The sequence below is a fragment of the Marinobacter sp. ST-43 genome, from assembly GCF_030541085.1.
In the GTDB taxonomy this organism is placed as follows: Bacteria; Pseudomonadota; Gammaproteobacteria; order Pseudomonadales; family Oleiphilaceae; genus Marinobacter; species Marinobacter nauticus.
In genome coordinates this window covers 1-13,864 of sequence record NZ_JASSVO010000015.1, presented here as the reverse complement: position 1 = coordinate 13,864, position 13,864 = coordinate 1, and the positions used below count along the sequence as shown (strand labels likewise).

The following is a 13,864-nucleotide window of genomic DNA, read 5'->3' as shown; positions in this document are numbered from 1 at the left end:
CCATGGCGGGTTACCCTGCCCGCTTTGCATCAAAGTAGCGTCGAGTTTCCATAAGATGCTTCAGGGAGCCTTGCGCCATAAAGTCCAGGGCGGACGTCCCGGAAAAAGGAGCTTCACTGGTTTCCAGGCGAATTCGGCGATTAGCACGTTCAGCCGTCGGGTACATGATTCTCAAGGATTTGTAGATACCCAGAATGTAGCTGATCCGCTCCATGGTATCCCGAGAGAGATTTAAGTGAGGCAACGCCTGATACTTGGTCAGCGTGCTCTGGGACACACCGCCAAGCATCTGCATCATTTCTTCCTCTGTGCAGCCCCACTCACGGCAGATACCAAAGAATCCTTTGAGAGCCAAATGCCCTATGGCTTTTTCGTCATCGAGGGTCATTATGTTCGTCCGTTCTTGGGCTGCTCTCGATCTTCCATAAAGTCTTCACTGACGCCTTCAGAGTCGAAATACTCGTCCCAAACCGGGTCGGTCGGCCGATCATAGCGCTTAACCGAACCTTTAAGGCGTTCCAGAGGTGTAAGCTCCTGAGGCAACGGCTCTGCCAACTCATCGGCATGGGCGGTGTGGGGATTGAGGCCTTCTAGGAGCTCTTTTTCGGTTGGGCGTTTTATCGTCATGGTAACGCACTCCATGGTCACTAGCGGGGCAGTTCAAGGAACCATAACCCGCTTTGATCACGTGGTCGAGTCAGGGTCAAAGTGCAATTACGCAACAACCTGACGTTAGTTTATGCCGTTGCCTCTTGATGGGGAGTGGAAACAATTGGTAAAAATGTTAATGAAGATTGCGGTGGTCGGCGTGATAAACCGTGATTGAGTAAATTATCGTAAAATCCAGACTACGATATTATCTGACTCCAGAATTTCATAAGGGAACTCGCACCAATGCAGTGCAGAGTTCGGAGCCGCCCCCGGATACCAATTTAGCGCCGGCTTTGTGTTGTTGATCCGAATGGAAGGTTTGAGACGTGCAATCAGACGACGAAATTCGTAATCAGCTTGCCACCGAGGTGAGTCAAGACTATCTGGCTTACATGCTGTCTCAAAACATCCAGAACAGCATTTCGAACTCACAGCCCGCCAACGAAACTCATCAGAAAAGCCAGCCCCTATCGCCAAAAGAAAGGGACATTCTCAAAGCCGGAGGAGCGAGGTTCACAGACACTGACGGCCTTACCAGCCAAGAAATAACCCGCCGCCAGATCCAGCGGCTCCAGAATGAGGTGCGAGATATCATTGAGCAAGCGCTTACTCTGGACGAGGTAGCCCAACGTCTTTCCACATCAAAGGAAGCGGTTCGCGGCCTTCTTGCGATGACACCTCCAGGGCTATACACGTTTAAGTCTCCCAGCGGTGTGTTGTTGTTTCCTCGTTGGCAATTTACAGAGGAAGCCACACTCCCCCACCTTCAGATCATTTTTCAGAACATTGGCCCGGGTGTGAACCTGCTTACCCTGAACCGGTTTATGACGGCCGAAAACGGTGATCTGCTGCTCGGCAACCGCCGCCTAAGCCCAAGGGACTGGCTCGCCTCAGGCCATGACCCTTTAGAAGTTGAGATACTCGCCAGAGATATCTCCGGGCAGGTATGATGAACACCCAGCACTAGATAACACGGAGGCACCATGAACATGACAGCAGCACTCATCGGTTATGGAAGCTTTGTCTTGTCGTTACTGGCCATTGGTGTTGTTGGGTATTGGAAGGCTGATGCGCTGGAAGCTTGTGCCCGGAGGAGATTTAAAGGCACAAGGAGCTGATGGAGGGTTCAGCGCTTCAATACCCAGGATACCGCTCCCAGAACCCATCGTCCTCCATGTAAGAATGCCACTCCCTGCACGTCCACAAATCTGACGCAACGGCCTCGATAACCTCACGAAGCTCCAATGGCTCCAGCCATCGCTGCGGAATCACACCAGTGCCGTGCATGGCCCCAAGAATGTTTCCGGTAATGGCGCCGGTAGAGTCTGAATCCCCATCGTGATTCACCGCCAGCACAATGCCCTGCTCTAAGTTCTTCGCCACCAGGGCGCAATAAACAGAAATCGCCAGCGCCTCCTCTGCTACCCAGCCTTCTCCGAGTTCCTGAATAGCAATATGATGTGGCTTCCCGGACTGGCTCAGTGCAATCGCTTTATCCAGGGCCGCCAAAGTCTCCTCGTGACCGCGCTCTGCAACCAGTAATGTTCTGGCGGCACCCAGAGCATCCAGCAGAGTTTTGTCGTTCAATAACTCAAAGATCACAACTGCCAGCACACCACCGGTAAGATAACCGCTGGGATGGCCATGGGTAAGGCCGGCGCACATGCAGCCATCTTCAAATACCCTCTCCAACCCGAAACTACCGCTGAAGGTCCGCCAGTACAGCCCTACCGGAGCCACCCGCATGACACCGCCACAACCCTTACTGTCATTGCCGGCGACCTCTGGAACGCCCGGATAATCCCGCAATGCACTCAAACACGTCATACCGGGCGCTCGCTGGCTGTGCAGGTCTCGCTGCTGAAACAACCAGCCGTCTTTCTCTACGGTTACTGCACGGCACTCATAGCCCTGAGTTGCCAGCCATCGTAAATAGGCGTTGGCAACTGTGTGGTCAAAACCCGCAATGCCTTTACTGACACCCCGCATCTGCCCTCTCAGCAGGCCTTCTGCGGTGAATAGGGTCATCTGCGTGTCGTCCGTAATCTTGCCTTTACCACCGTAGGCTTCGGCATAATCGGTTATACCTTCGGGGCCGAACCGGCGCAGGATTTCAGCGCGGGGCATGAATTCTACGGCGGCACCGAGGGCATCGCCTATGGCACCGCCGAGGAGGCAGGCGGTGTATCGCTTCTGGATTTGGCCATTCTGGTCACGTTTGGGCTGCAGATTGTGCTGATCCACGGTCAAAACTCCCTTTCATAAACGTTAATCAGCAAACCCTGCAAACCACTCACTCATCCGCCCATACCCAAATACAAAGGCAAACTTCCTGGCTCGTGTAAGGCTTACATATACCAAGGCCCGCTCTTCATTCTCTCGCTGCCGGCGGGTAACCGCATCTGCGGCGGAGTTCACCACAAAGTCCAGCGGCACAAGCCCCTGGTTGGCAGATGCCAGGAACACGCCATCAAACTCAAGCCCCTTTACCCGGTGCATGGTCGCCAGGTTCAAAGCATCATCTGGCGTCGCAGCACTCTGCCCTTCCAGAACGTGACAAAGTTGCTGCCGGCTTTCCAGTGCGGCTTTCAGTTCATTCACCTCACGGCGGGTACGAGCGATCACGCAGCAGGCTTCCGGTGTCAGACCCTTGGCTTTAATGGCGGTTAGAATAGCTTCCGCCTGCTGATCCATGGACTCGAAACAGCGCACCTCGGGTGCCGGGCCATGCATCAGCGAGTGGTAGAACTTCTGGGTGTCTTCCCCTCCGTCCAGATCATCAACTTCCACACCTTCCAGAATACTCACCGCCATCTTGCGGGTTTCATCCGTGGTTCGATAATTGATTTTAAGGCGAGCACTACGGCCCCGAATATCAATACCGCACTGGCCCAGGACAACCTTATTCTTGCCGTAGATTCTCTGGTGGCCATCACCCACGATAAACAGATCGTTTTGGCCGGGTGGTACTAAGGCGCGGATCAGCATGAATGCTTGACTACCCATGTCCTGCGCCTCATCCACGATGACAGCCGCCAGGGCAGGCCGAAGCTCTGGCTTGTTCTCGATCAGTTCACGGGCATCCCGGTAGGCGTCATCGGTTTCTTTCAGATAGTTGCTGGCAAGCAGGTGCCGGTAACGCTCGAAAACCGGCCAGATCTCCACCCGCTGCTGACGATTCAGACGAGTGCCTCGGCCGATACGGGATGCCTTTTTGTACTCATCCACATTGCTAACCGATTGAGACTGAACCACCCTCGCCCATTCCTCCTGAAAGAAGGCTATTTCAAGATCAATGCTGGCCGGCTTCTCCGAATAGGCCTGTTCCCAGAGCTTCTTCTCCTCGCGGCTATCCAGGAGCAATCCGTAATCGTAGCCCTGCTTTTTCAGGAAGTTCATCACCCAGGCATCGAGGTTCTGTACCTCAATCCGGGAAAGAGCGTCCTGGGAGCAGATTTTGTTCAGGTTTTGCTGGATATCTGCAGCGAGGTTTTTGGTAAAGGTCGTGAACAGAATCTTTCCGTCACCTTCATCAAGATGATTGGCTAACCACTTGGCCCGATGCATGGCAACCACCGTCTTACCCGTACCGGCACCACCCAGTACCCGAACCGGGCCGTTCTTCTTTCCCTCCGCCAGGCGGCGCTGGGCCGGGTGAAGGAATACCCGCCATTTCTCAATGGACTGATTGAGCACCTCCTGCAGAGCCTGCTCGTTTTCGGCCACCGTAAACAACGCGCGGGATTCGGGCCGAGTCAGTGCTGCGGTGAAGTCTTCGGTATCCACTGTCTGCGGGGCCGCAGGAACTACTTCGTTGTAGGCCTCTTCAAAACTGGCTCCGGCCATCAGCATGAACAGGCCATCGTGAGCGTCTTTGGGAATCTGCTCGTTAATCAGAGCCGTTTCCAGATCTGCCTCGATCCTCATGGAGCGAATTACGGGAAGTGCTTCTTCCGGAACGCCGAGTTGAAGTAACTGGCGATCGCGCACGGCATCAAACAGACCGGGCTGAGCGGGCGTTTGCTGTATACCGGTTGCCTGCTCGAGCGTACTTTCCTCAACCGTAAATACCTGCAGACTACCGGTATTCGGGTTGATCTCGATCTTGCGCTTTTCCGCCCATTTATACGCCGGCTCGTGGTGATCCACGTACAGCATCAGATAAAGATCTTCCTTCTCGGCAGCGGCCAGAATGATACGTACATCCTGATTGGCACGAATGGAGCGAACCTTGTTGTCTTTGAATGCGGGCAATTTCTCATAGTTGAGGCTGGGATGGTTACGGTCCTGCTGGAACAGCATAACCGCTTTATTCGCCTGGCTTTGCTCCTTGGGGGTCAGCTCCAGCAGGCTGTCAAAGTACTTGTCAGAGAATGCAACACTCGCCATCTCAGGCTCCCGATTCCAATTCATTCATGGCAGCAACCAATTCATCAACCGAAGCGCAGACCCGCCATCCATCCGCTTCCAGGTGTGGCCTCGCCGCCACCTGATCCTCAATGTCCTCAAGCAACAAAGCAATCTTCGCATCAACAAACATCAGCTCGGCCTCACCAACCACTTCATCCAGCTCTCCGGTAACCACAGCCTCAGCCACCAACGCCTCATCAGGCCAGTTTGCCGAATGAGCGTCCAGCTCCAGGCGGAGCTCTTCCTCTAGATTTTCAAACCAGGCGGGAGCCTGCTCCCGCTTTTCAAGCTTGTTATTCTGGACCTGGATCTGCCCCCACTCGAGGCCGGCGGCTATGCCACTGTTTTTGGAGTCGGGAGTCCAGGCGTAGAACACGGGCAGGAACTGGAGGAAGTTCACGGCCGCCCAGAAGCGTTGCCACTGGTATCGGGCCTGTTCTTCGCTGCCTTTTTTCAGGGTGTAGCTTACCGACACCAAGGCTTTGCCCCGATCGAAGGATTTCAGCAGTTCCGGGCCGGCCAGGAGGCTCAGAGTGATCGCGGCTGCAGATTTGTCGTCGGTCAGCTCTACCGCGCCGGCAAGGGCTGCGGGCTGGGGCATCAGGTCTGTAAAGCTGGCTGGCAGTCCGTTCAGGCTGTCCAGTACGGCGGTTTTAACCGCAGGGTCGGCCAGTGCGCGGGCCGGCAGGCACTGCAGGAGGAAGAATAACCCCTGTTGCTGCAGCGCGGTGGCATCCTGCTCGGTCAGAAAGTGCATCAGAAGGTCAAAGGTGCACTTGTTCAGGTGTACGGCGGTGTTCTCCAGCCCGGCCACCTTCGCGAGCCCGGCAATGGCCTGATGGTGTTGCTCTGGTGTGGTCATTCCCAGTGGCAAGGGCACATCCATGGCCTTGTCGCCCATCACTTTGTTCACGTCGTACCAGTTCAGGGTCCACACCACAAAACCGGCGCGCATCAGGGCCTGGCGTTTGAGCAGGTCTTCGCTGGCCTTATCACCATGGAACTTGTATCCATCCAGGAAAATAGCGACCGGCAGCAAGCCGGAGCGCACGGGCCAGAGCACGAAATCGGGTTTGCTGGCGAACTGAACGCCCTCCGCCATGCCCAAATTCACCTGGGGCTCGATTTCATAGGCCAGGTCACCAATGGTCAGCCGGTAACCGCTTTTGCCACGGATAATATCCTTGCCTACCCGCACTTTGTGGTTGCCCACGCAGTCTTCGCCGGAGAATCGCGCCAAGGCCTCTGGAAAACGCGCCTCCAGCTCGGAGTCGATCCAGGGATTGCCACCCAAAGCACTCAGGCCCTGTTTGTCCTGAACCCACTGATGGTCGCCGTCCACAATATCCTTGAGCATCTCCAGAGCCAGCGCCTTGCTGGTGCTCTCCATGCCGTAGGCATTGCGATACTCCAGCAGGCAGCGATAGCAGCCGTCCATGGTGTTCTGGTAGCAGTCACATGCATCCATCACCTCATAGGCTTTGCGGAATACCTCCTGCATGTTCTCGGCACGGCTCAGCAGCTCATGCAGGTAACCCGTGCCACCGGGCACGGAATCGTAAAGCACGATAAAGTGCCTGCGCTCATCAGTTTCACCCACCGGTTCGCTCTGGTACGCCACCCGCAGGTGGTCCACCTTGCCGCCAAACCGGCGCTTAAGGCCTAACTGCAGGGCTGCTACAAAGGAATTCACCTGCTCCTCGGTGCCACCGGTCGACAACCGGGGCAGCAAAATTCGCAACGCCTCAGAGGAAAACTGGCGGTACAGGTACAGGCAGTTTTCAAGGCCAGTGTCTTCCTTGCCGCCAGGCAACTTCTTGGGCCCACGAGCATAGCTGCAAGACTTCAGGTGTTCCGCTTCTTTCTTGCCCTTGGCTGCGGCTTTGGTCTGCACCGAACCGCATTCGCGGCAGATGGGAAAACCCGCGCGCTGAATGTGCTCACCGGCCACATCGAAGTACATCTCTTCCCCTTCCCGGCGGCCAAAATTGACCTCCAGGAACCGGGCGGAACGGATAAACTCAAAACCGAAAGGCTTGTCTTTGTCGTCCAGCACCCAGGTGATCGGCACGTCAGACGGCTTGAAATCAATCAACATCTGCTTATTGAAGAACACCGGTTCCCGGTCATCCGAGCGGTCATCCAGAATCGCGTCCCTGGCGTTGGTGAACGCATAAACCTGCGTCATCTTCAGCATCTTGGTGCGGGCGCTTTCATCGCCCCACTGATTAGTGTGACAACGGGGGCAGGTTTTGGCGCTGAAGCCGGCATCCGGCTCATCGGCCGGCGCGGAATAATGGCATCGCGGGCAAAAACGCCAGTCCTGAATGTTGCGGCCCTTGGCGGTTTCCACCCGGGTCACCTTCACTTTGCGGTTGCCCGCATAGAACACCGATTCCGGTGCCAGCTCCGTCAGCGCTGCCTGGGCCGGGCGCTGGTATTCGTATTCGCGCTTCACGAACTCGTTTTCGGCACCATCGCCGCCCGCGCCTTTCTCGGAACGGAAAATCACCGAATGCAGCGTCGCGCCCTCTTCCGGGAAGGCGTAGTTGGGCAGTAAACCTTCGTCGGTGAAGAAGTTCAGGGTCTCGCGCTTGTTCAGACGAATGCGCATGCCACGATACCCGGCCGCTTCCCGCTCCAGTTCCAGAATCTCTGCCTGGGTATGCTCGTCTTGGGGCTGTTTGCGCAGCTTTTCCAGCTGTTTGTCCAGGTTCTTGATGGTCGTGGCCATGCGGTTACGCTCATCGGCAACCAACTTCAGGCGCGCGATAAGGTACAACTCCAGGCGATCTTCATCGTACTGCGGCCCGCCGAACAGATATTGGCGCAGCAACTCCAGGTCATCCCCGCTCAGCTCCGTGGCCACATGGCTACTGAAACCGTCCCAGATCTCCTGCATATTGTGTTTCAGGTAATTCAGCAGGGTGTATGGAAAACGGTCTTCCTGGGCCTTTTCCACCGCATCCAGTACCGGCTGCATGGTGTGCGGCACCTGATTGTCCCCGCTCGCCCAGCTCGTCCAGCAATCCATGGTGTAGGCCAGTAATTGTCGGCGCAGCACGTGGCGGGCTTTCAGGAACACCGCCGGTGGTTCCACCGGGGTGTCCAGCATCCGGCCCGGGTCTGCGTAGAACACCAGGTCATGGGGACGGCCGTTGGCCACCGTCAGCACAAAGGAATTGCCATCGCGGCGGCCACCCCGGCCCACCCGCTGCAGGTAGTTGGCCTGGGCCGGTGGCACAGAGCACAGCAGCACACTGGACAGGTCACCAATATCGATACCCATTTCCAGCGTAGGCGTGGCAGACAGCAGATTATATTCCCAGGGCTTTTCGCCTTTGATAAAGCTGTTTTCGACCCGAACCCGTTCACTGGTGGCCAGCAGCCCGGTATGTTCGTGGGCAATCACCCGGTGGATCTCGCCATGGCGATACAGGTTCCGGTACAACGTGTTGCGCACCGGCACCACGTTTTCGTAAAGCAACTCCGGCCCGGCGGCACTGACCAGTGGCAACCCTAGCCAGCTCCGGGCCTTCTCTGCCGGCACGTGCATGGGGCGATAGCCTTCACACTCTACTGCCTGCACATCCGTTGTGATGGTCAACACCTCCGGGTTCAGTGCCCAGAGCCTGATGCCACGTTCGTTGGTTTCAGACAGCACCATACCGGCCGCCGCCAGGGCATCCAGGGCCGCCGCAAGCACCTGCTCCATCTGCTTGCGGTCTATCAGGGTGTCCGGGTTCAGGCAGATCAGCCAGTTCTCGTACCAGGATTTCGAGGCGTTGTTATGGCTGAGTGGCTCGTAGCCCTCCGCCTTCGCCAGAGCCGGGTAACGTGGCCTTGGTGAAGACGGCCCCATGGGAGGCGCATAGTCCAGAAACTTAAGCAGATAGCTTTTACCAGATTTTTCCCGGTAGTAAGCCAGATCTTTCAGCCCGAACGCCCCCAGATTCACCAGGTGCTGGACCAGACCCGTCATCAGGCCGGCCGCTGCATCACTATCAATACGGTAGCCCAGGGTGTTGTCGACGGTTTCCCTCCAGGCCGCGGCCGCCCCTGCTACCGGTTCTGCCGGCCAATCCAGGGCACCAACACCTAACCGGTTCAGGGAGCGCCCCACCTGGGCCCGCCAGCCAAGATCTTCCAGCACCTGCCACAACATGCGCCCACGAATGAGCTTGAGTAACCGGGCTGAGTCACGCACCTCACCGGTGGTTTCAAAGTACTCGAAATCCGCCGTAAAACGTTTATCCGGCGGCATGAACTCCTTCAGGTAACGCTGCAGCGGTAGCCGGCCCTGCTGATCGCCCTGCTTCAGCCAGAACGCTTCAAACAACTCCGGCAACTGCAGCAGCGGTGCCGGTTCCGGCTGGTTTTCCAGAAGCTGGGTGAGCGCCATCCTTACGTTGTTCTGCCAGGTGCGGGCTGCGAAAAAACCTGCACGATGGGTGGCGTCCTGAACGGAATCGCTGAAGGTCAGCAGCTTTCGGTCGTCGTTGTCACGACTGCTGAACAACTGGTGAATGGCCACCGCACTCAGGCTCGCCGCCCGGGCACCGAACACAACCAACGCCGACTTGGCGGAACAGAAAGGGCAATCATGTTCGTGAACCACGCGGTTTACATTGTCGCGCTTCACCTCCTTCAACTGATGGGGCTTGCTGACCCGCACCAGCGCTTCATTGCCCGCCTGGCAGCCCTTGCAGGCACCGGTATAGTCCGCCGCCGCCGTGCGCCCGCAATCCCGGCACACCCGGAAATTATCCAGGTACATACCAGCGGGAGACATGCCCGCGCCTTGCTGCCAGGGCAACAGCAAAGCGGTTTCTTCGTGGTTACCGAAAAACGCGCTGTAGATGTTCTGCAACTCGGTTTCCACCACCTGATCCGACACATGGCTCATCTCCATGCGCGTTAGCCAGGCGGTGCCATGGCATTCCCGGCACTGCACCAGTGGCAGCCGCACCTGGCGCTGATCCTTCGGTGGCTTGTCATCACCAAACGCCAGCAAAGGCGGCAGCTCGGCACTGCGTCCGTTCTCAACATCGTCTGCAGCCGCCTGGGGTAAAGGCTCCCGCAAGGTGCCGACAATACGCCGCAGTTCCCGGGACCAAAGCTGCAAACGCAACTGCACAAAAGGCCTGCCCACCCCATCCCGGGCGTGGGACAGCATGGCCAGCAAGGCAATCAACGCCTGCTCCGGCTGACGCTGGAACCGCGGCGGAATCTGCGAAGCCAGCTTTTCCACCAGCTCCCGGAAACGGGGCGTGCCCTGCCCCAGCTTCAGTTGCCGCAACAGGTTCGCCAGCTGGCCGTGCTGCTTGAGCTCTTTGCCCAACTGAATCCGCCCTTCTTTTGAATCCAGCGCCAGTTCCGGCTGCTTACTGAAGTACAGATCGTAAGCTTTCAGAAGATAGGCCTGCAGCCCCTCATTCAGGGCCAGGGCCAGCTCCTCCGGCCCGATATCCTTGTTCAGCCCCAGAAACGCCAAGTTATCCAGAAACTCCGAATCACTCTGGCGCTGTTCTGCAATCACGGAATCCCGGCGAAACGGGCTGGAGAAGATGTCTGAAGCGTAGCTCAACAAGCCATTGACACTGTCATCCCCGCCCAGCGTGGCCGAGGTACCCACGCACACCAACTGCTGCGGAGTCATATCAAACCGGGCCCGCAAGCGGCGCACCAGCAACGACAAATCCGTCCCCTGGGCCCCGTCAAAGGTATGCAGCTCATCCACCACCAGATAGCGCAGGGTATCCGGCCCGTTATGGGCCCACAGTTTCTGGTCCTGCGGGCGCATCAACAGGTAATCCAGCATCTTGTAGTTGGTGAGCAGAATGTCCGGCGGGTTGTTGCGCAGGGTTTCTTTATCTGTAATGACCTGGTCCGGCCCCATCACCTTGGAGCCGACACCATCGCCCCCCACAAACAGCCCCACCCGAAGCCCCTTGAGGGATGGCTGCCGGTGAATTTCCGCAGCAAAGCGCTTGGCCTGGTCTGTGGCAAGGGCGTTCATGGGGTAAATCACAATCGCCTTGATGCCCTTGCCCGATTCCCGACGGCAGTGGTCCAAAACCGGATACATAAAACACTCGGTCTTACCGGAACCGGTACCGGTCGCTACCAGCGTATTTGCAGCACGCCGGTCAGATGCCAAACGTTGCCAGGCTTGCTCCTGGTGGGCATAAGGCGGGTGCTCGGTCTCAAAGCTTTTGAAGAAATCCCGACCAGAAGAGCCGGTGAGAAACGGCAAGCCGACAGAAACGTAAGGCCCCTTGATAAACGCTTCGCCGTCTTGCTGCTCTTCGACCAGGCGGCGGAACTCGCCCTTGAACGGATCCGTCTCGGTTTCATAACCGGTAACGATGAATTCACGCAGGGCTGCTGAAACTTCCGTGGCCAACAAACCGGGGATCATGGGGGCTCCGTATACGGTCACTAAAAAATAGTGAAGGTGGCGGGGTAAACTTTACCCGCCACCGTCCATTACTAATAACTTGGATATAACTCTCAGATTTAAGAACTTATTCAGTCATTTGTTGCTTCACCGCTGGCTTGGGTAACCTGTGAATAATAGGCCGAATACCCAGGGTGATACGGTCCAACAGGTATTCCCCGATGGCTGCCCACTCCAGCTGGAGTCACCAAAGCTTGTGCGTGCACTGTTTTTGTCAACGGTATGTATGTCGGATTTGCGCGCTCCACAGCAGCCTCAACCGCGTCCACAATCAAACCTATCAGACCACCGCCGCCGTTGTTATTCGGAGAATATTGAGCCTGCAAACGATCTTCCCAGAGCGTTGCGCCGTCGGCAGAAACGAGCTTGTAGCCAAAATCAACTTGTGTAGTTGTGGCGAAGACCATGTATTTAGACGTCCATTCATGAATCGTCACATAAAGTACAGCATCAGCCTTGAAAAGATTCGCAAGTTGTTCTGGTGGCGCAGCATGTACTTCAGCGGGCTCGTAATACCCTTCGAATTCCAGCATGGTTTTTACGGTGTTCACCGGAAATACATAGAACCCTTTTTCACCAAGGAAGTACGGCAGAGTTGCCAATACTGAGGTGGTGGCCTGAACATCCGTCACATCATTCACCGGAGGAACTACCAGAATCGACTTTGGCTGGGCATCATGGAACGCATTTAGCCGATTGGGGTCACCAGTCGTTGCACAGCCAGAAATGATTAACGTCAAAACCAACAACGCAAGCAGGTTCATTGGTTTCATAGCTGACCCTCCAGGTTTTCAATAAGGATGCCTAACATCGGACGACTCTCAGGCCAACGTTCGTACTCCATTTTATAGAAGCCGATCGCACCATTAACGTCACCCTGCTCTAGCAAGAAGGTTCCGGCCTCAGCATACAAACCTGGCGCCAATCTGCTCTGTCCCTCGTACTGACGCACAAAGGCAAGATAGTTCTCCAATGCCTGGTCTTTGTATTCCGGCTCGTGGTAAACCACAAACAACGTTTGCTCATACTGGCCCCAGTCATACAGCGACTTGTTCCCAGTCGCACATCCCGCCAATAACAGCGCGCTCAACAGCATCAAAACCAAAGACTTATTCATAGTTACCGACCTTCAGAATGCGATTGCTACCAGCACCCAGATAAACCGTTTGGCTGTACACAACTTTGTTACCGGAAAGCAGCTCAACCTGGTGCTTGCCATCAATGATCCTGAGCCGATTTTCCCCAGCCAGATATTGGCCGACTGGTCCATAAGAAACACCGTCAACCTTCAGCTCATAGGTTTTAGCCGCAGAAGAATGCAGCTCAAAAGCGAGCCCTGGCCGATCATCAACTACCTCGGTTGTCCGTGTTGGGGTTTGAACACAGGCGGATAACAACACTAAAAACAAAGAAACGATCAGGACTCTCATTATTTTTTCTCCTTAACTACCAGTTCGCTGAGCTCCAGCCCATCAATAGAGCCATTGACGATCGTGGTTGCTGCCCCCTGATTAAGAACATCGTCACCAAACAGGCTCACCACCTTTACCTCTGCAACTTTTTTACCGGGCAAAGTGATAGTCGTTCCGGTAGTTTTGGATTGGACATCCCGGCCCCGCGTTTCAACGTTGAATACCATCCCGGGTTTTACCCCCTGGCTTTCACCGCCGCTGATGAACAGCATCCCTTCCTCTTCGCCCAATAAATCCGCCGTCCAGGGCTTATCCATAAACAAGCGCGTCATCTTATCTACCGCCGCCGTAACTGCAGCCGCAATAGCCTGGTCGTTCAGGCTGCCGTCATAACCGGCCGCTGAACCAAACCCCATGGTGCGCGCATGTTCGGTAGAAGATGAACCCGAACCCGTAACAGATTCGAATACCCGGCCGGTTTTGACATCAACCAACCGGATATCAACGGTGGCCGTCGCTTCCTGCTTTTTTGAAGACGAAAGAAAACCACGCTCGCCAGTGGTCGCTCTACCGAACTGGGTCAACGAACCGATTACCAGAGTATCGACACCAACAATGTTGACCTCTTGCCCGGAAAGCTGCGCCTCTTTCTGCAACAGCGAAATGTCAGGACGCTCGAACACGAGAAAGCTTTCGCTGTTCGTCAGTGCTTGCAGGAACATGTCAGTAACTTTCCCGCCAAGCTGATCTTCAGCGTTCTGACGCAAAAGACTTCGACCGTAGTTGGTTTCGTTAGACAACCGGCCCACGGCTGCGTAAACCGCTGAAGGTTGCCACCCATTCCACGTGAAGCCTGCCACCCGGACCGGAGCAAGGCTGCCACCCATCGGAGCGTAGCGACGCGGGGTTTCTCTTCTTACTCCGAAGTCTC

General features: G+C 56.1%; 11 protein-coding genes. 2 read left to right on the top strand and 9 right to left on the bottom strand.

Annotated features, from left to right (window positions below; translation table 11 throughout):
• Positions 1–10: 10 nt before the first annotated feature.
• Both QPL98_RS15255 and QPL98_RS15250 read right to left on the bottom strand, forming a co-directional pair.
• Positions 11–388, bottom strand: a complete 378-nt coding sequence (locus tag QPL98_RS15255; RefSeq protein WP_303293557.1) for an antitoxin Xre-like helix-turn-helix domain-containing protein — start codon at positions 386–388, stop codon at positions 11–13.
• Entirely contained in the window at positions 388–627 is a 240-nt protein-coding gene (locus tag QPL98_RS15250; RefSeq protein WP_303293556.1) for a hypothetical protein, read from the bottom strand. The genes QPL98_RS15255 and QPL98_RS15250 overlap by 1 nt, the downstream gene beginning before the upstream one ends.
• 350 nt (positions 628–977) lie before the next feature.
• Between QPL98_RS15250 and QPL98_RS15245 the strand changes: the two genes are divergently transcribed.
• Together QPL98_RS15245 and QPL98_RS15240 are read left to right on the top strand one after the other, a co-directional pair.
• Positions 978–1,601 (top strand): hypothetical protein, encoded by a 624-nt coding sequence (locus QPL98_RS15245; RefSeq protein ID WP_303293555.1) that lies wholly within the window; start codon positions 978–980, stop codon positions 1,599–1,601.
• A 33-nt stretch (positions 1,602–1,634) separates the two neighbouring features.
• Complete coding sequence (locus tag QPL98_RS15240) at positions 1,635–1,769, top strand: hypothetical protein (protein ID WP_303293554.1); 135 nt, start codon at positions 1,635–1,637, stop codon at positions 1,767–1,769.
• A 16-nt stretch (positions 1,770–1,785) separates the two neighbouring features.
• Here QPL98_RS15240 and QPL98_RS15235 read toward each other — a convergent pair whose 3' ends face one another.
• The 7 genes from QPL98_RS15235 to QPL98_RS15205 all read right to left on the bottom strand — a co-directional run.
• On the bottom strand, positions 1,786–2,895 hold the full coding sequence (locus tag QPL98_RS15235) for an ADP-ribosylglycohydrolase family protein (protein WP_303293553.1): 1,110 nt from the start codon (positions 2,893–2,895) through the stop codon (positions 1,786–1,788).
• Between the two features lie 24 nt (positions 2,896–2,919).
• A complete protein-coding gene (locus QPL98_RS15230; RefSeq protein WP_303293552.1) occupies positions 2,920–5,040 on the bottom strand; it encodes a UvrD-helicase domain-containing protein in 2,121 nt (706 codons plus the stop codon).
• Position 5,041: 1 nt separating this feature from the next.
• Positions 5,042–11,482: a DEAD/DEAH box helicase gene (locus tag QPL98_RS15225; protein WP_303293551.1), complete on the bottom strand. Its 6,441-nt coding sequence runs from the start codon at positions 11,480–11,482 to the stop codon at positions 5,042–5,044.
• A gap of 110 nt (positions 11,483–11,592) precedes the next feature.
• A complete protein-coding gene (locus QPL98_RS15220; RefSeq protein WP_303293550.1) occupies positions 11,593–12,294 on the bottom strand; it encodes a GNA1162 family protein in 702 nt (233 codons plus the stop codon).
• The gene (locus QPL98_RS15215) at positions 12,291–12,638 is read right to left on the bottom strand and encodes a DUF4810 domain-containing protein (RefSeq protein WP_303293549.1); all 348 of its coding nucleotides are present in this window, start codon (positions 12,636–12,638) and stop codon (positions 12,291–12,293) included. Before QPL98_RS15215 ends, QPL98_RS15220 begins: the two co-directional genes overlap by 4 nt.
• Complete coding sequence (locus QPL98_RS15210) at positions 12,631–12,951, bottom strand: hypothetical protein (RefSeq protein ID WP_303293548.1); 321 nt, start codon at positions 12,949–12,951, stop codon at positions 12,631–12,633. The genes QPL98_RS15215 and QPL98_RS15210 overlap by 8 nt, the downstream gene beginning before the upstream one ends.
• The coding region (locus QPL98_RS15205) for a CsgG/HfaB family protein (protein ID WP_303293547.1) at positions 12,951–13,864 on the bottom strand (914 nt) is incomplete at its 5' end. The genes QPL98_RS15205 and QPL98_RS15210, both read right to left, overlap by 1 nt.